We start from the raw sequence: 18,007 nt of genomic DNA on the forward strand, positions 1-18,007 counted from the left end.
GTCCCGTGGCGACTTGTTGGAGACATCAATGGAGCGTCCCGCCTGGGCCCCGCCGGGCATCGACATATCGGTGCCGAGCGTGTCCCGGATCTACGACTACTATCTGGGCGGCTCGCACAACTTCGAGGTCGACCGGGAAGCGGCGCGCAGGGCCATGGAGTTCGTGCCGGGGCTGCCCAAGATCATGCAGGCGAACCGCGCCGTGATGCGGCGGGCCGTGCGGTTCGCCGTAAGCGAGGGCATCACCCAGTTCCTCGACATCGGTTCCGGCATCCCGACCTTCGGCAATGTGCACGAGGTGGCGCAGGAGGCCAGCCCCGGGGCGCGGGTGGTGTACGTGGACCACGACCCGGTCGCCGTCGCCCACAGCCGGGCGGTGCTGGAGGGCGACGACCACGCGGACATCGCCGCGGCAGATCTGCGCAAGCCGGGCGACATCCTGAACAGCCCCGAGGCCGTCCGGCTGCTCGACCTGGACCGCCCCGTGGCGCTGCTCCTCGTCTCCGTCCTGCACTTCATCGAGGACTCCGACGAACCCCACCGCGCGGTCGCCGAACTCCGCGACGCGCTCGCGCCCGGCAGTCTGCTCCTGGTCACCCACGCCGCCTACGACGGAATCCCGGTCGACAAGGAGCAGGTGGGCGGCGCGGTCGGCGTCTACAACGACATCCGCAACCCGTTGATCATGCGTAGCCGCGAGGAGATCGCCGGGTTCTTCGACGGGTTCACGCTCGTCGAACCCGGACTGGTGTCGATGGGCAGGTGGCGCCCCGACACCCCGGCCGAGCAGGAGGACCCATACTCCTTCTCGGGCTACGCAGGGGTGGGGCGCAAGGCGTGAAGGTGCCGTCACAGGCAACGGGCTCCGCGGCTGACCCGGACGGCCTCGAAGACAGACTCCAGCGGTTCGCGACCATCTGGAGCCGGGCGATCTTCCCGGTCACCGCGACGTCGCTGACCCGAGCCGAATTCGAACAGCATCTGCTTCCGCTGGCCCGGCGGTTGAGCGACGCGCTGCGCACGCGTCCGTTCGACACCGCCGCCGCCCAGGCGGTCGGCGCGGCACTCGTCGACGCCCACTGCACCGACCCGGACGCGCTGGGCCGCACGCTCGGTGTCGTGGACGCCTATCTCGTTCTCTACTGCGGGAACGACCAGGAGCGCGCCGAGGACAGCCGGGCCCGCTGCGCCCGGCTGCAGCACGCCCTCGCCGCGGGCTACGCCCACGCGCTGCGCGAACGCACCCTCGCCGAGCAGGAGGCCATCGCGCGCTCGGCACTCTCGGCCCGCAGCGACGCCATGGAGGCGCTGCACGCGACCGAGACGCGCTTCCGCGCCGTGTTCGAAGGTGCGGCGGTGGGCATCGGAATCGCCGACCTCGAAGGCAATGTGCTGGAGGTCAACGACACCCTCACCCGGATGTTCGGCGGCCTCGAGCACCATGTGCGCGGCCGCAAGGTCAACGAGTGGGCCCATCCCGAGGACCGCCCGCACGTGTGGGACCTCTACGAGGAGCTCGTACGCGGCGAACGCGAGCACTTCCGGGTCGAAAAGCCCTTCTACCGCAACGACGGCACCGTCCTGTGGACCAATCTCACCGTGTCCCTGCTGCGGGACGCCGAGGGCAGGCCCCAGTACCAGCTGGCCCTGATCGAGGACACCACCGAGCGCCGCCTGCTGAACCTCCGTCTGCGGTACGAGGCCACCCACGACGCGCTCACCGGTCTGCCCAACCGCACCCTCTTCTTCGAGCGGTTGGAGAAGACGCTGACCGCCAAAGAGGGCAACCGCTTCGGGCTCTGCTACCTCGACCTGGACGGTTTCAAGGCGATCAACGACAGCCTCGGCCACTCGGCCGGCGACCGGCTGCTCGTCGAGGTGGCCGACAGGCTGCAGAGCTGCGCCACCGCGCCCGGTGAGATGGTGGCCCGGCTCGGCGGGGACGAGTTCGTGGCGCTGACGACCGGCAGGGACACCGCACACGAGACCCGTGAACTGGCCGGGCGGATCCTCGGCGTCCTGGCCACTCCGGTCATGCTCGACGGGCGCGAGATCAGCGTCCGCGGCAGCATCGGGATCGTCGAGGGAGCGGCCGGGGAGCGGACCTCGGCGGAGGTGCTGCGCAGCGCCGACATCACCATGTACCGGGCCAAGTCCGCGGGCGGCAACCGCTACGAGTTCGCCGACCCCGAGGCGGACGCCCGCGCGATCACCACACACGGGCTGACCACGGCGCTGCCGGCGGCCCTGGAACGCGGCGAGTTCTTCATCGAGTACCAGCCCCTGGTCCACCTCTGCGACGGCAGTGTGCACGGGGCGGAGGCGCTGGTGCGCTGGTGCCATCCGCAGCACGGCGTCCTCGGTCCCGACCGCTTCATCCCGCTCGCCGAGCACACCGGGCTGATCGTGCCGCTGGGCCGCTGGGTCCTCCAGGAGGCGGCACGCCAGGCCCGGTTCTGGCACGAGCAGGAACCCCTGGGCAGCGGTGGCCGTCCCCTGCGGATCAATGTGAACCTCTCCCCGGCCCAGCTGCACCACCCAAGACTGGTCGCCGACACGGTCGACGTGCTGGAGCGGTCGGGTCTGGAGCCGGGCGCCCTGTGCCTGGAGGTCACCGAGTCGGCGCTGATCGGCGCGGACGAGGACCTCCTCAAGCCGCTGCGGCAGCTGGCCGAGATGGGCGTCGACATCGCACTCGACGACTTCGGGACCGGCTACTCGAATCTGGCCAATCTGCGGCGGCTCCCGGTGAGCATCCTCAAGCTGGACCGCTCCTTCACCCAGGGCATGCAGCAGCATCCGGCCGACCCCGTCGACATCAAGATCGTCGAGGGCATCGTCTCCCTCGCCCACAGCCTCGAACTCGCCGTGACGGTCGAGGGTGTCGAGACCGGCGCCCAGGCGGAGCAGCTGCGCGAGCTGGGCTGCGACACGGCCCAGGGCTGGTACTACGCACGCCCCGGTCCGCCGGAGCGGCTGCACGCGCTGTCGCTGGCGGACGCAGTGTGACCCCGGACGGCGGCGGACAGGCGATACGGCATCGCCCTCGCCGCCGAAACCGCGGCGAGACGTCGTGCTGACCGGTCAGGCATCGAAGTCGATCGCGGACCAGCAGAAGGCCGTCGCGGACGCCCACGCCAAGATCGCACAGGTCGGCTGAGTTCGGAATTTCGCGGGTGACGTGCTCAGCCACCACGTACGGCGACGGTGTGGCGCTGCCCTGTCCATGGGGCGTGTTGAGGGTGGGGCAGTCTGGTGGTGCCTACGGTGCTCGTGATCCCTCGCCTCTGGAGATGTCATGAGATTCGTTCCGAGAGCGGGCGGTGCCTGCGCTCTCCTGGCCCTGAGCCTTGTCGTCGTGCCGGCCCCGTCCGCGCAGGCCGGGCCTTCCCGGCCGCCATCCGTGGCCATCGCCTGTAGTGTCGCGGTCCTCGTTGGCGCCATCGACGACGCCAACGCCGCCGGGGGCGGCACCATCCGGCTGGCCCCCGGGTGCACCTACACGCTCACGCAAGTGAACAACATCGGTCCCAGCGGCGACCCCAACGGCCTGCCGCTCATCACCACCCCCATCACCCTCATCGGCGGCAAGGGCACCGTGATCGAACGCTCCGCCGCAGCACCCCAGTTCCGCATCCTCGAGGTCGCCCGTCAGGCGGGTGCCCTCACCCTCGACGGCACCGGCAGCGGCAGGAACCACGGTCCGGGTCGCGGTGACGGCTGGGGCCCGGCTGCCGCGCTCCTCGGCGGTAAGGACCGCGACGAGGACCGGGGCTGCCGGGACGGCTCGGGTCTGATCATCCGCGGCGGCAGCAGCACCGACGAAGGCGGTGCCGTCTACGTCGACGCCGGTCGCAGCCTGTCCCTGCGGTGCACCACCCTCACCGGCAATCACGCCGACGACCACGGCGGCGGAATCTACGCGGAGGGCGGCGCCACCGTCACCCTCACCTTCAGCCAGGTGGACCGCAACAGCGCCGCCAACGACGGCGGCGGCATCCTCGCCATGGACAGCCGTCTCTCCCTGACCTCCAGCCACGTGGGCCACAACATCGCCGCCGACTTCGGTGGCGGCATCGCCGCCATCAGGGGCAGCCTCTCCGTCACCTCCAGTCACGTGGACGACAACACCGCCCGTATCGGTGGCGGCATCGCCATGTCCAACGTCCCGACGACCGTGACCCGCAGCACGGTGAACCGGAACACCGCCGACGGCGGCGGCATCGCCGTGCTCAACGGTCCGGCGATCGTGACGACCATCGACCGCAGTGAGATCAACGGGAATAGGGCGTCCACCTTCGGCGGCATCGTCCAAGTCGGCGGCGCCACCACGTTGCTGCACACCCACGTCAGCGGCAACACGGCCACCAGCACCGCCGCATTCGGAGCCGGCGTCGGCAATGTCGGCGGCACCCTCACGCTCCGCTCGAGCCACATCAGCCGGAACACCGCCCGCGGCGCACAGAGCGCCGGCGGCGGCATCTACAACAACGCGGCCCTCACCGTCGAAGACACCACCATCACCCGCAACACGGCCGACTTCCGGGGCGGCGGCCTGTACAACGACGACGGGACCGCGACCCTCACCGACTCCAAGGTCACCCTCAACCAAGCAGGAACCGACGGCGGCGGCATCTACGAAGACGGCGGCACCGTCACCCTCAACCAGACCCAAGTCACCAGCAACACCCCCAACAACTGCGCACCCCCAGGAACCGTCCCTGGCTGCATCGGCTGACGCCCAGCCCAGGGTTCCCCGCCGTTGTCATCGCCTACGACCCCACCCGGTAACCGGAATCGCGGACACGGGGCTTCGGCGGCCGCACCCTGACCGGGGAGTGTGCGACGGCGTGCCCCAAGGGCATCCCGCTGCCGTCGATCGCGGCGACGAACAAGGAGTGGCTGAGGGCGCCGCGCAAGACGGGACGCTGAGGGCTGTCCTGAGAGGTTGTCGACGGGTGAGGCCGATCTCGTCACAACCATCCCCGGCGCGCCGCGTGCCAGGCCAGCTGCATACGGGTCGCCGCGCCGGCGAGTTCCATCATGCGCTGGATGTGCCTCTGCACCGTGCGGCGGCTCAGGCCCAGTTGGCTGGCCACCGCCTTGTCGGTGACCCCCGCCACCAGGAGGGCGAGCAGCCGCCGGTCGGCTGCCGACAGTGGGTCCGGTCCGCCGACCCCCTCCGTTCCGGCGACCGCGCCCGAGTCGTCGACGTCCAGCGGGACGGCGTCCTCCCAGTAGCGCTCGAACAGGGCAATGAGGGCGGCGAGCAGATTGCTGTCCCGTACGAGGGCCGCGGTCGGTTCGTCGGGGTTGCCCTGCGGGCCGCCGGGCACGAGCGGGCAGATGGCGATGCCACGGTCCGCGACCGCCAGCCGCAACGGCAGGTGCGGGACCGCACGGGCGACCTCCCCGGCGCGCACACCCGCTACAACGTTGTCAACGGCTCCCTCGTCGTCGAAGAAGGCCTTCTCGTACAGCACCCGATAGCGCACGCCGCGCCCCAGCGCCTCGAACTCGGAGTCGTTGCTGCCCGACGGCATGGCCACGTAGTGGGCCTTGCAGAACCAGAGCATCTCGTCCTGAGCGCTCGACTGGATCTGGCGCAGGTGTTGGCGCAGCGCCTCGGCGCCCGTGATGACCTCGATCAGCTCGCTGGCGTCCCGTCGGCGCATGGTGTCGCGGTACACCTGCAGCAGATTGGTGGCCTCGGCGCGTGCGAGGTCGAGTGCGTCGGCGTTGCGCTTCAGCCGGGGCATCAGCGCCACGTCCGGGGGAGTGGCCCGGAAGTGACGGGGCAGCATGTCGGTGTGACTCGCCATGCCCTTGACGGCCAGCGCGTCGAGCACCGTCTCGGCCTCGGCCAGACTCAGCCCGGTGTGCGAGGCGAGGTCGCCCGCCGAGGCCTGACTCACCGTCACCAGATGTCGGTAGACGGATTCTTCGGCATCCGACACCCCTGCAGCCTCCAGCGTCATGGTGACCTCCCCGCGACCGCCGGCTTCAATGACTGAATACCGTACTGCACGGGTGTTACACGCGGTGAGGGTGAGTGGGCGCTCCTGCGCCCACTCACCCTCTCATGTGCCCGGAGCGCCTATCGGCGGTGCAGGTAGGCCCGTTGCACGGTCTGCCGCACGGAGTTGCCCATCGCGTCGCGTGCCGTCACTCTCAGTGTCACGAATGCGTCTCCGCGTATCTGCGACGGCTTGCTGACGGCGGCCTCGAAGGCGTTGTGCCCGCGCTCCTTCACCCCGGCCCGGCTCCAGCTCCTGCCGTCGTCGTAGGAGACCTCGACCTTGAGGCTCACGCCTCGCGGCGTGGCCAGTCCGTCCTGTGCACGGACCGACAGGCCGACGGAGTGCGTTCGGCCGCAGACGGCGTTGTACGCGTCGACCGGTACGTCGTAGTCGAGTTGGAGCAGCGGCAGGGTCGTCGCCGAGCCCGTGCTGCCCGAGCGGAACGACCAGGACGTCTCGGTGCCGGTCCCGTACGCCCACTCCTGGGACACCCGCGAGGTGGTGAGGTCCAGCCGGTAGTCGGCGGCATCGGCCGGCACCTCGAAGTCCGCCCACCCGCTTTGCGCCTCCCCGGTCTTGCGGCCGTTGCGGTACAGCACGGCGGCAGCCGATTCGCCCTCCGCCGCCTTCGCCCCGCCCGAGGTGGCGATGCCGCCACTGAGCAGCCATGACCGGTGACCGGACTGCGAGTCGGTGAACTCCGGTATCCGCAGCTTCAGTACGTCGCCCGATCGCACGGACGGAGTCGCGGTGCCGCGCGGGATGGACGGCCGTACGACGGCTCCCTGCCAGGTGTCTCTGATCCGCTCGCCCGACTGGTACGTGCGCGGGGTGTCCCTCATGCCGACGGTCAGAGGCATGTCCTGGTCGAACGTGGTGTCGTGGTACACCACATGCTGCCAGGCGGTGTCACCGGAACTCACGTACTCGGTCCGGTCGAAACCGGTCGGCACGTGGCGGGTGTACTGCAACCAGGCGGTGTCCTGGTAGGGCCGCCGGGCGAAGCGCTGCTCACTCGCCCAGCGCGCGCCGCCGTTGTCGGCGTACCTGGCCTTCACGACGGCGCTGTTGCGCTCGGAAACCGTGTGCACCACCTTCTCGGGGATGCGCTGCGACGACACCTGCATGATGTCGTACAGGTACGGGCTGCGAGCGGTGCCGGTGAACTCGACTGTGGTGTCCCCCTTGCCGATCCGCTTCAGCAGGGCAGCTCCCGCCCCGGCGCCGATCCTCACGGTCGGCACGCCCCAGCGGTCGCCGTTCGGGCGCCAGCGGGTCCATGCGATGTCGTCGAGGTGGACGAGCACGATGCCGCGCACACCTGCGGCTGCTGCCTGCTTGGCCAACTCCTCTTCACTGACGCCCTGTTCGTTGGTGAGGACCGCGAGCTTCCCGCGCGCCCGGCGGAAGACCGGAGCGGCGGCGTCGCCCGCGTCGACCGCGGACAGGCGTGCCCCCTTCTCGTCGAAGAGCGGTGAGGAGGGCATGTAGTAGGCGTCCGGCTCCTCCTTGCCGCCCTTTCCGCCCGACACCGTCATGTCGAGGAGCGGCGCGACGAACTGCCAGCGCGAGGCGAACTCGAAGGTGCCGTCGGTGACGGCGGACGTGGGACTCACGTACAGGCGCTTGCCGATGTCGAAGTACATCGTGCCCTGGAGCAGGCTGCGCCCCTCGATCTTCCGGTAGGTCTGGTAGCTGAGAATGCCACGCTGCTCGGCCGGCCGGGGTGTGCGGATGTCGACCAGGGTCGTCCTGCGCGCGTCGAGCGTGACGGACATGTCCTTGGTGACCTTGACCTCGGGCAGGACGACGTGCCGCAGTTCCTCTCCGTCGGCGGCCCGGTCCGTGGACGAGTAGTCCAACTGGTAGGTGCCCTCCTCGACTTCGGCGACGGCCGGGTCGGTGCCGGTGTAGCCCACGAAGCCGTCGGCGCCCCAGATGGTCGGCAGCGCCTTCACCTGCTTGCCGTTGAGGTCGACGGTCCTGACGGTGAGCCGGTGCGTGGGTCCCTGCACGGCCAGGCTGACCGTGGTGTGCACGGTGACCTTCCCGTCTCCGGAGACCGCGGTCACGTACCCGTAGTAGTCGCCCTTCTGGACACGGGCCGGATCGACCGTGAGCGGTACGTCCGCGGTGGCGCCCGCGGGCACCCGGACCGACCCGGCGCCGAGCTTCACCGCCCCTGACCCGGGCGTGCGGCCCCCGGCCGTGGCCAGCCGGGCCGTGAGCGCCAGCGTGACGTCGGCCTTGGAGGTGTTCGTGTACCGCAGCTGCGTCGTACGGGGCTTTCCGCCGCCGGTCTCGAACGGACCCAGAGCGACGGTGCCCGTGGCGGTGACGGGACCCAGAGCGGCCGCGGCCACGTCGACGAGCCCGCCGCCCTGCTCGGTGACCTCCTGGCCGGCTGCCGTGCGGGCCGTGCTGATGAGCGCGTCCTTCAACCGGGCCGCGTTCCAGTCCGGGTGCCGCTGGGCGAGCAGTGCTGCCGCGCCCGCCACGTGCGGGGTCGCCATCGACGTACCGGAGGCCGCCACGTGCTGTGCGTCGACCGGTTCGCCCATCGTCGTGCCGGCCGCGCGCGCCGCCACGATGCCGACACCGGGCGCGGTCAGGTCGGGCTTGACGGCGTCGTCGCCGGACCGGGGACCGCGGCTGGAGAACGACGCGAGGTTGCCGGCCCGGTCGACCGCACCGACGGTGAGGGCCGCGTCCGCGGCGCCGGGGGAGCCGATGGAGCCCCTGCCCTGCTCGCCGCTGTTGCCCGCCGCGACGACGAACAACGTGCCCGTGCGCTTGGTCAGTTCGTTCAACGCGAGACTCATCGGGTCCGTGCCGTCGCTCGGGCTGTCGGAGCCCAGGCTCATGTTGACGACCTTGGCGCCCGTGCCCGCCGCCCATTCCATGCCGGCGATCACCTGGGACTCGGTGCCGAAGCCGTCGTCCCCGAGGACCTTCCCGATGAGCAGGCCGGCGGCGGGCGCGACGCCCTTGCCCCCCTTGCCCCCGCCGGACGCGGCGCCGCTGCCGCCGACGGTGGACGCGACGTGCGTGCCGTGGCCGAAGGCGTCCCCGGTCCCGGAACTGCCGGAGAAGTCCCTGGCCTCGGAGATCCGGCCGGCCAGGTCCGGATGGGACTGGTCCGCGCCGGTGTCCAGCACCGCGACCTTGACGGACTCGCCCTGCTGGCCCGCCTTCCACACGGCGGGCGCGCCGATCTGCGGCACACTGCGGTCCAGAGTGGACCGCACCCGGCTGTCCAGCCACACTCGCGGGGTGCCGGCCTTCCGTGCGGTGCTCACCTGGCCGTCCTTCGGCGCGAGTTGCTTCCAGAACCGGCCGAGGTCCTCCCCGGCCACCCGCACGGACCGCGCGCCGATGCTGTCCAGCCTGCGGACCGGCGAACCGTTTTCGGCAAGTCCGGTCAGCCGCTGTACGGCGGAGGCGGCCGCCCCGTCGGCTCCCACCACGATCAGCGGGAGCGCGTCGCTGTGCGCCTCGTCGTACCGCTGGGCAAGGAGCGTGCTCACATCGAACAGCTTCCGGTCCAGCAGCCCCGCCGAGACCAGATCTCCGGCGTCGGAGGGCAGGACCGTCAGCCGCCCGTCCTGTTCGTAGGTCCGGAAGACGACCTGCTGTCGTCCGGGTCCGGGTGTGACCGAGGCAGTCCGCCGGCCTTCCGCGTCCGTGCTCACGGCCACCCGGTCGCCGGTGATCAGGCGAACGGTGCCGAGGCCCTTCGACACGGCCGCGTCGGCCACCGCCTGCGCCGCGAGCGCCGTACCCGTACGGGCGGCGACCGGCGCCACGGCACCGGCGGCCAGGGCGAGTCCTGTCGATATCGCCGCCACCAGGCGGATGCGTCTCATCAGTGCCATGCCTTCCGTCGTGCGCATTGTGAAGTTCACGCGCTGGACAGAATCCGGCGGCACAGATCGCCATGTCACTCGTTTTCGCTGGCACAGGTGGGACATGTCGCAACCGCGACACCGCAGCACCGCGCCACGCCCAGCCCTTGTGGCCGCACCGGTTGTGGCTGCCGCTCACCACGATCGAAGTCGAAGGCCTGCCGCCGGCATGACCGGAACGTCGCCCGCGAGCGTCACCTGGTGCATGCTCCGCCGATGGCCGGGGTGGGGCGTCGGCGCCCCGGGCGCCCTGCTTGCGGCACCCGCCGCCGGGGATCAGGCGGCGCTACTCCACGAGGGGCAATTAGGGCCCGGGGAGGTGTCCCCGGCCCGGGCAACGCGCACATAAGGCATAGGCGGGACATGGCCACGCCGGCCGGCTCCCGCTTTCCCCATGAGCAGCGACGCGCGTCACCCCGGAGCGGAGTGGTACACGATGGCCGAAGCCGGCGAGGCAATCCTCTGTCCTTTCGACTTCAGCGAAGGACTGGACTTCGACCCCTCCCTCGCGGAACTGATGGCCGAAGGCCCCATCACCCGGATCCGGCTGCCGTACGGCAACGCGGACGCCTGGCTCGTCACCGGGTTCGACGGGGTGCGGCAGGTGACCACCGATCATCGCTTCAGCCGTGCGGGAATCATGCAGCACGACTATCCGCGGCTGACGCCGGAGCCGATCGTCTCCCCGGAATCGATCAATGTGATGGACCCGCCGCGCAGCAGCCGGCTGCGCCGGCTGGTGTCGCACGCCTTCACCAGGCAGCACGTCGAGCAGATGCGCGTGTCGATCGTCGAGCTCGCCGACGAACTGCTCGACGAGATGGCCGAGCAGGGGCCGCCGGCGGATCTGGTGCACCACCTCTCGAACCGGCTGCCCCAGCACACCATCTGCGAGCTGCTCGGTATTCCCCGGGACGAGCGCGCCCAGATGCAGGGGTACGCGCAGCGGCTGCTCGCCACCGGCGAGGACAGCCAGCAGACCGAGGCCAGTGCCAAGGCGGCGCTGCGGTCGTACTTCGACGGGCTGGTCCGGGAACGGCGGCGCACCCCGGGCAAGGACCTGATCAGCGCACTGGCCGCGGCCAAGGACGGCGAGGACGCCCTCGACGACCAGGAGCTGACGGTGATGGCGCTGACCCTGCTGCTCAGCGGACACGACACGGGCTCCTGCCAGATCAGCAACGTCTCCTACCTCCTGCTGACCCACCCCCATCTGCTGGAGCGGGTCAGAAGCGAGCCGGAGGCCCTGACCGCCGTCCTGGACGAACTGCTGCGCTACATCCCCTTCCGCAAGGGCGTCGGCATCCCCCGGGTGGCCCTGCAGGACGTGGAGATGGGCGGGGTGAAGATCCGGGCGGGCGACTTCGTGCATGTGTCGTACCTGACCGCCAACCGCGATCCGGACCGCTTCGCCGACCCCCACGCCATCGACCCTGACCGGCCGTCCATGCCGCACATGACCTTCGGATGGGGCGGCCACCGGTGCATCGCGGTCCCTCTGGCGATGGCGGAACTCGAAGTGGCGATCGGACGACTGCTCGAGCGGTTCCCCGGGCTCCGGCTCGCCGTCCCGGCGCAGGAGGTGCGCTGGGACACGGAGACCATCCGGCGGTTCCCGGTCGAGCTGCCCGTGGCCTGGTAACCGCAGAGGTCGAACCGGGTGCCCGCGGCGTACGGCCGCGGGCACCGGTGTGTCGGGTCCCGGAGGGGCTCGCCTCCCCGGAGGCGTCGTCAGAGCTCCGGGAACGTCCCGGACACGCCGAGTGCCGGTGCCACCGCTCCCCAGATGGCCGCCTGCGCCGATTCCAGGGTCACCCGCGGGTCGCCCAGCATCAGCCGGATGCCGAACCCGTCGCACATCGCCAGCAGCAGGGTGGCCGTCGCGTCCACGTCGAAGACGGCGAACTCCCCCGAGTCGGCGCCCCGCCGCAGCGCCGTGCCGACCCAGGTGTGCAGCTGGTCGTAGAGGTCCACGGCGAACTTCTGCGCGGTCTCGTCCCGCAGGGCCCGCACCCACAGCTCCTGCCAGAGCCGCCAGTCCTGTCTGAGAACCGGGTCGGTGGGGAGCAGGCTGTGCAGGATTCGCGCGAGGATCACCGACGCGGGCACCGAATCGGCGTCACGCTCGAGCTCCGTGCTCGTATGCGCGAAGGAGTGCGTCATCGCCTCGGTGAAGAGCTTCTCGCGGTTCTCGAAGTGATAGTGAAGCAGCGCGGTCGAGACACCGGCGTGCTCCGCGACCATCCGCATACGGATCTTCTCGAAGCCGACCTCGGCGATCACTTCGCACGCCGCGGACAGGATCCGCTCACGTGTTTCGCGAGTGCGTTCGGCCATGGCCACGTGGATACTCCCTGAAATCGGTCCTGTGGTGCGGTCTCGGCGCCGGCAGCGCCGGGTGTTCCGTACGCCGCCACCTCCCATCTTGGCGTATCGACGCCGGTGGCGGACCGGGTCCGGCGAGGTCTGCCGGGTACGTGCTACCGGTACGTGTGGAAGCCCCGGCCCGACTTGCGGCCGAGCAGCCCCGCCTCGACCATGCGGGACAGCAGGGGCGGCGGAGCATAGAGGGGCTCTCGGAACTCCTCGTACATGGACTCCGCGATCGCCCGGGTCGTGTCCAGGCCGATCAGATCGGTCAGCGCCAGCGGGCCGAGCGGATGCGCGCAGCCCAGGGTCATCGCACGGTCGATGTCCTCGACCGAGGCCGTTCCTGCCTCCGCCATCCGGACGGCCGCCAGCAGATACGGCACCAGCAGCGCATTGACGATGAACCCGGACTTGTCCCTGGCCCGTACGACCTGCTTGCCGAGCACGCCGTCGGTGAACGCCTCGGCACGCAGGACCGTCTCGTCGGATGTCAGCAGCGACGGCACCAGTTCGACCAGCCGCAGGACGGGCACCGGGTTGAAGAAGTGGAGGCCGATCACCTGCTGGGGCCGCGACGTGGCGGCCGCCAGCCGGATGACCGGGATGGAGGAGGTGTTGGTCGCCAGGACGGCGTCCGGGTTCTTCACCACCGCGTCCAGCCGGGTGAACACCTCCACCTTGACGTCCGCGTCCTCGGCGACCGCCTCCACGACCAGATCACGGTCCGCCAGCCGGTCGAGGTCGTCGACCACGGCGATCCGGGCCAGTGCCGCGTCCCGCTCGGCGGCGGACAGCTTCCCCTTGTCCACCGCGCGGCCCAGGGATTCCGCGATCCGCGCCCGGCCGGCCGCGGCGGCCGCGGCGCCCGACTCGGCCACCACGACGTCCAGCCCCGCCCGCGCACACACCTCGGCGATCCCGGACCCCATCAGTCCGCATCCCACGACGCCGACCCGTTCGATGGGTGGCTGTCCGGCTCCGGCCATTGGCTCTCCTCCTGCGTGGTGTTCTGGTGTTCTGGTGTTCGTGGTGACCGTGGTCGCGGTCCTCGCGCGTCCATGCCCTCGCGTGTCCGCGCGCCCGTGTGCTGCGGGCCGCCGGCGCCCTCGTCCGGTCCGGGCGCCGGCGGCACCGGTGTGGGGTACGGACCGGGACGCCCGGACCCCACACCGACCGCAGCCGCAGCTGCCGCCGCCGTCAGTCGGTCGGCAGCTGCAGCACGCCCGTGCCGCGCTTCACCAGCTCACCCGCGACGATCAGGCGCTGGATTTCCGAGGTGCCCTCCCAGATGCGGTCGACGCGCAGCTCGCGGTAGAGACGCTCGACGGGGTACGTACGGTCGTACCCCCGGCCGCCGAAGATCTGCACACAGCGGTCGATGACCCGCCCGGCCGCCTCGCTCGCCGAGAGCTTGGCGATGGCCGCCTTGGCGTGCAGCGTCTTGCGGTCGGCCAGCCCGGCGTCCACCTCCCAGGCGACCTGGTGGAAGTAGGCGCGGTTGACGGCGATGTCGACGGCGCAGTCGGCGAGCATGCCCTGGATGAGCTGGAAGTCGGCGATGCGGGTGCCGAACTGGCGGCGCTCCACCGCCCAGTCCCGGGCGAGCTCCAGAGCCCGCTCGGCCGCGCCCGTCGTACGCGCCGCGATCATCAGCCGTTCCTCGGTGAACCAGGAGCGGGTGATGTCGTACCCGTTTCCGACCCCGCCGAGGACCGCGTCGTCGTCGACGTGCACGTCATTGAAGGTGAACTCGGGGTGCTCGTAGACGAAGGTGTGCATGAAGCGCGGCACCCTGGTCATCTCGATACCCGGGGTGTCCTTGTCGACCAGGAAGAGCGTGGGCGCCCCCTCGTCGCCGGCCGCGGCCAGCACGATCATGAAGTCGGCGTGGTCCCCGACCGTCACGAACCACTTCTCGCCGTTGAGCACCCAGCCGCCGCTGGTGCGCGTCGCCGTCGTCTTCAGGTTCTGCGGGTCGGAACCCGCCTCGGGTTCGGTGACCGCGTAGCAGTCCCGGCGCGCGCCCCTGATGACCGGGACGAGATAGCGCTCACGCTGCTCGGGCGTGCAGAAGCGGAGCGCGTTGGCCGGCCGCCACACCGTGTCCCACAGTGCTCCGGTGAGCCGGCCCAGCTCCTCCTGGACGGTCGCCTGCTCCAGGATCGTGAGCCCGGCGCCGCCCCACTCGGCGGGCATGTTGACGGCCTGCAGCCCGCTGCCGAGCACGGCGCCGCGGATGGCGGCGTGGGCCTCGGGCGGCAGCCCGTTGTTCTCCTCGCAGTCGAGCTCGTACTTCATGATGAACTCGGTGAGCTCGCGGGCGGAGCTCCTGAGCTCTTCCTGACGGGCGGTGAGACGGAAGTCCATGTCAGTCCTCGGATTCGGGGCGTAGGGAGGGAGGGCGTGGTCAGGAACCGGACGGCGGCAGCGCGAGGGCACGGGTGCCGCGCTTGATGAGCTCGTTGGAGATGATCAGGCGCTGGATCTCGGAGGTGCCCTCCCAGATGCGGTCGACGCGCAGCTCGCGGTACATCCGCTCGACGGGGTACGAGCGGTCGTAGCCCCGGCCGCCGAAGATCTGCACACAGCGGTCGATGACCCGCCCGGCCGCCTCGCTCGCGGCGAGCTTCGCCGTCGACGCCTTGGCGTGCAGCGTCTTGGGATCGGTGTGCGGCTGGTCCGCCTCCCAGGCGACCTGGTGGGTGTAGGCGCGGTTGACGGCGATGTCGACGGCGCAGTCGGCGAGCATGCCCTGGATGAGCTGGAAGTCGGCGATGCGGGTGCCGAACTGGCGGCGCTCCACCGCCCAGTCCCGGGCGAGCTCCAGAGCCCGCTCGGCCGCGCCCACGGTCCGCGCGGCGATCATCAGCCGTTCGTCCGTGAACCACTCCTTGGTCAGCTCGTAGCCCTGGCCCACGTCGCCGAGCACGTCCTCGTCGGGCACGAACACATCGGTGAAGACGAACTCCGGGTGCCCGTTCACGGCGGAGTGCATGAAGTGCGGCACCCGGGTCATCTCCACGCCCGGAGCCTGCTTGTCCACGAAGAACAGCGTTGCCGCGCGCTCCGGTCCGGCGTCCGCCTGGACGAGCAGGAAGTCCGCGATGTCGCCGCAGGTCACGAACCACTTCTCGCCGTTGAGCAGCCAGCCGCCTTCGGTCCTGGTGGCGGTGCTCGTACCCGAGCCGGGGTCCGAACCCGCACCCGGCTCCGTCACGGCGAAGGCGTCGAAGCGCTCACCGCGGATGACGGGCAGCAGATACTTCTCACGCTGCGCCTCGGTGCCGTACGCGAGGACGTTGGCGGGTCGCCACGGGATGTCCCACAGACAGTTGGTGACCTTGCCGAATTCCTCCTCGACGATGACCTGGTCCAGGAGCGACAGACCGGCCCCGCCCCACTCGGCGGGCATGTTGATCGCGTAGACGCCGGCGTCGATCGCCGCGCGGGTGAGTTCACGGACCGTCTCGGCCGGCAGTGGGCCGCCCGCCTGCTCGGACTGGTCCTCGTAACGCATCAGCAGCCGGGTGTACTCGGCGGCCCGCTCCTTGAGCCGGGCCTGCTCGGGGGTGTAGCGGAAGTCCATTGCGGTGTCCTCCGGGAGTGAGAAGGAGAGGGGGATGGGAGGGAAGCAGGGGAGGGGACAGGGGGTCAGCCGAGTACGGCCCGGGCGTCCAGCGCCAGGACGCCGTCAGGGCGGACCAGCAGGGGGTTGATCTCGAGTTCGGCGATCTCCGGATGGGCCGCGGCGACCTCGGTGATCAGCGCGATGACCTGGGCAGCGGCCGCCACGTCCACGGCCGGCCGGCCGCGTACGCCCGCGAGGAGTCCCGCCGTGCGCAGACCGCGCAGCAGCCGCTCGGCGCGCGCAGCCGGCACGGGGGCCAGGGAGAACGCCACGTCGTGCAGCGTCTCGGTGAGCACACCGCCGAGTCCCACCATGGCGACCGGTCCGAACCGCGGGTCCCGGTTGACGCCCACGATCAGCTCGACCCCGTCGCTGAGGTCGGCCATCGCCTCGACCGAATAGGACGACGCACCGAGCCGGGAGTGCATCTCCCGGTACGCGCCGAGCAGTGCGCCCCGGTCCGGGAGCCGCAGTGCGACACCGCCCGCGTCCGACTTGTGCAGCAGATGCAGGGCCTTCAGCACATACGGACCGTCGAACTCATCGGCGGCAGCGAGCAGTTCCTCCTCGCCGCTGATCTCGCGGGCCGCGGGGAACGGCACTCCGGCAGCCTCGAGCAGGGCCCGTATGCCGTGGTACCCGGCGTCCTCCAGCGGGGCGGCGGGCGAGGGGAGCGGGGTGATCCCGGGAACCCCGGCGGTCTCGTCCACCGTGATCGCGGTCAGCGCGCGGGCCGCGTCCTCGGTGGCGGAGAACACCGGCACGCCCGCGTCCGCGAGGATCCGGCAGCTCGGCGCCTGCGGATACATGGACTGGACGACGAGCGGCTTCGGATGCTCCGCTCGCCGGCGGACGATGTCCTGCGCGGCCCGGATCTCACCCTGGGACAGCGCCATGCCCCCGCCGCCCAGACCGCCGTCGGACGCGGAGTACCCGCCGAAGTAGCCGGTCATCAGTACCGCGTCGACCTCGTCGGCGGCCAGCAGTGCGCCGACGGCCTCCGCGTACGACCGGGGGTCCTGCTCGCCCATCCCGGCCAGGTCGACCGGATTGCCCACGGCGGACTGCTCCCACAGCACCGACCGCAGCCGGGCCTGTGCCTTCTCGCCGAGTTCCGGGACCGCGAGGCCCGCCGACTCGGCGGCGTCTGCCGCGATCACCCCGTGACCGCCGCCGTCCGTGAAGACCGCCGTGCGCCGTCCGGCGCTCGGCCGGCCCGATCGCAGTGCGGCCATGACCACGGTCATCTCCCGTGGTGTGGCGACGAGTTCGACCCCCGCGTCACGGCAGGCCGCGGCCACCACATCGGCCGACGTGGTCAGAGCGCCGGTGTGCGACTGGGCGCTGCGGGCCGAGGCACTGCCGCGCCCGGCCGTGAGCAGGACGACGGGCTTTCCCGCGGCGGCGGCCGCGGCGGCGAAGGCGCGGCCGTCGCCGAAGTCCTCTGCGTACACGGCGATCGCCGATGTGCCCTCGTGCCGGGCACAGTCCTCGACCAGGTCGACGAGGGTGACGTCCGACTGGTTGCCGAGCGAGACGAACCGGGAGAAGCCCAGACCGTGCGGGGCGAAGCGCAGCTGGAGCTCCAGCGCGAGGTTGCCGCTCTGGCTCAGCAGGGCGATGCCGCCGGGGGTGAAGGTGTCGGACGCCAGATACAGCTCGGTGGTGTTGTCGGCGATGCCGAGGCAGTTGGGGCCGACCAGGACGGCCCCGGCGGCCCGCACCTGCTCGGCGATCGCCTGCTGGCGGGCGAGCCCGGCGGCACCGGTCTCGGCGAATCCGGCCGTGATGGCGACGATCGCCCGCGCTCCGCAGGTCAGGGCGTCCTCCACCGCGGCCTCGAAGCCCCCGGCCGGTACGGAGATCACGGCGAGGTCGACCGGTTCGCCGATCGACGCCAGTGAGGTGGCGGCCGGGCGGCCGAGCACGGTCCCGCCGCGGCGGTTGACCAGATGGACGGGCCGGCGGCCCGGGGCGCGCAGTGCCTGGGCGGCCACGGCGTGACCGTACTTGGCCGGGTCGTCGCTGGCGCCGACCACGGCGACGGACTTGGGGTCGAAGAGTGCCGTCAGGTCGCGTGCCAT

11 protein-coding genes are annotated in these 18,007 nt (G+C 71.1%); 4 read left to right on the plus strand and 7 right to left on the minus strand.

The window, feature by feature from the left end:
• The first annotated feature begins 28 nt into the window (after positions 1-28).
• The 3 genes from ACTWOL_RS33135 (at position 29) to ACTWOL_RS33145 (ending at position 4,738) form a co-directional block, all read left to right on the plus strand.
• Positions 29-841 (plus strand): SAM-dependent methyltransferase, encoded by an 813-nt coding sequence (locus ACTWOL_RS33135; RefSeq protein WP_474300562.1) that lies wholly within the window; start codon positions 29-31, stop codon positions 839-841.
• Between the two features lie 2 nt (positions 842-843).
• Positions 844-3,009, plus strand: a complete 2,166-nt coding sequence (locus ACTWOL_RS33140) for a putative bifunctional diguanylate cyclase/phosphodiesterase (protein ID WP_474300563.1) — start codon at positions 844-846, stop codon at positions 3,007-3,009.
• Positions 3,010-3,298: 289 nt separating this feature from the next.
• On the plus strand, positions 3,299-4,738 hold the full coding sequence (locus tag ACTWOL_RS33145; protein ID WP_474300564.1) for a hypothetical protein: 1,440 nt from the start codon (positions 3,299-3,301) through the stop codon (positions 4,736-4,738).
• 235 nt (positions 4,739-4,973) lie between these two features.
• Here the strand turns inward: ACTWOL_RS33145 and ACTWOL_RS33150 are convergent, their stop codons facing one another.
• Positions 4,974-5,978 carry a helix-turn-helix domain-containing protein gene (locus ACTWOL_RS33150; protein ID WP_474300565.1) on the minus strand — a complete coding sequence of 335 codons (1,005 nt, stop codon included), beginning with the start codon at positions 5,976-5,978 and terminating at the stop codon, positions 4,974-4,976.
• 119 nt (positions 5,979-6,097) lie between these two features.
• Positions 6,098-9,886, minus strand: coding sequence for a S8 family serine peptidase (locus tag ACTWOL_RS33155; protein WP_474300566.1), 3,789 nt, complete (start codon positions 9,884-9,886; stop codon positions 6,098-6,100).
• A 433-nt stretch (positions 9,887-10,319) separates the two neighbouring features.
• Between ACTWOL_RS33155 and ACTWOL_RS33160 the strand changes: the two genes are divergently transcribed.
• Positions 10,320-11,567: a cytochrome P450 gene (locus ACTWOL_RS33160; RefSeq protein ID WP_474300567.1), complete on the plus strand. Its 1,248-nt coding sequence runs from the start codon at positions 10,320-10,322 to the stop codon at positions 11,565-11,567.
• 89 nt (positions 11,568-11,656) lie between these two features.
• Here the strand turns inward: ACTWOL_RS33160 and ACTWOL_RS33165 are convergent, their stop codons facing one another.
• The 5 genes from ACTWOL_RS33165 to ACTWOL_RS33185 all read right to left on the minus strand — a co-directional run bounded on the left by ACTWOL_RS33165 (position 11,657) and on the right by ACTWOL_RS33185 (position 18,007).
• Entirely contained in the window at positions 11,657-12,262 is a 606-nt protein-coding gene (locus ACTWOL_RS33165) for a TetR/AcrR family transcriptional regulator (RefSeq protein ID WP_474300568.1), read from the minus strand.
• A 143-nt stretch (positions 12,263-12,405) separates the two neighbouring features.
• On the minus strand, positions 12,406-13,281 hold the full coding sequence (locus ACTWOL_RS33170) for a 3-hydroxybutyryl-CoA dehydrogenase (protein WP_474300569.1): 876 nt from the start codon (positions 13,279-13,281) through the stop codon (positions 12,406-12,408).
• Positions 13,282-13,492: 211 nt separating this feature from the next.
• A complete protein-coding gene (locus tag ACTWOL_RS33175; protein WP_474300570.1) occupies positions 13,493-14,662 on the minus strand; it encodes an acyl-CoA dehydrogenase family protein in 1,170 nt (389 codons plus the stop codon).
• 40 nt (positions 14,663-14,702) lie between these two features.
• Positions 14,703-15,881: an acyl-CoA dehydrogenase family protein gene (locus tag ACTWOL_RS33180; RefSeq protein WP_474300571.1), complete on the minus strand. Its 1,179-nt coding sequence runs from the start codon at positions 15,879-15,881 to the stop codon at positions 14,703-14,705.
• Between the two features lie 65 nt (positions 15,882-15,946).
• Complete coding sequence (locus tag ACTWOL_RS33185) at positions 15,947-18,007, minus strand: acetate--CoA ligase family protein (protein WP_474300572.1); 2,061 nt, start codon at positions 18,005-18,007, stop codon at positions 15,947-15,949.

This window comes from Micromonospora sp. IBHARD003 (assembly GCF_056106285.1).

Coding starts and splice junctions, on each gene's coding strand:
- ACTWOL_RS33145 (WP_474300564.1), top strand. CDS start 3,299: ATGAGATTCGTTCCGAGAGCGGGCGGTGCCTGCGCTCTCCTGGCCCTG.
- ACTWOL_RS33135 (WP_474300562.1), top strand. CDS start 29: ATGGAGCGTCCCGCCTGGGCCCCGCCGGGCATCGACATATCGGTGCCG.
- ACTWOL_RS33150 (WP_474300565.1), bottom strand. CDS start 5,978: ATGACGCTGGAGGCTGCAGGGGTGTCGGATGCCGAAGAATCCGTCTAC.
- ACTWOL_RS33170 (WP_474300569.1), bottom strand. CDS start 13,281: ATGGCCGGAGCCGGACAGCCACCCATCGAACGGGTCGGCGTCGTGGGA.
- ACTWOL_RS33185 (WP_474300572.1), bottom strand. CDS start 18,007: ATGGCACGCGACCTGACGGCACTCTTCGACCCCAAGTCCGTCGCCGTG.
- ACTWOL_RS33155 (WP_474300566.1), bottom strand. CDS start 9,886: ATGAGACGCATCCGCCTGGTGGCGGCGATATCGACAGGACTCGCCCTG.
- ACTWOL_RS33165 (WP_474300568.1), bottom strand. CDS start 12,262: ATGGCCGAACGCACTCGCGAAACACGTGAGCGGATCCTGTCCGCGGCG.
- ACTWOL_RS33160 (WP_474300567.1), top strand. CDS start 10,320: ATGAGCAGCGACGCGCGTCACCCCGGAGCGGAGTGGTACACGATGGCC.
- ACTWOL_RS33175 (WP_474300570.1), bottom strand. CDS start 14,662: ATGGACTTCCGTCTCACCGCCCGTCAGGAAGAGCTCAGGAGCTCCGCC.
- ACTWOL_RS33180 (WP_474300571.1), bottom strand. CDS start 15,881: ATGGACTTCCGCTACACCCCCGAGCAGGCCCGGCTCAAGGAGCGGGCC.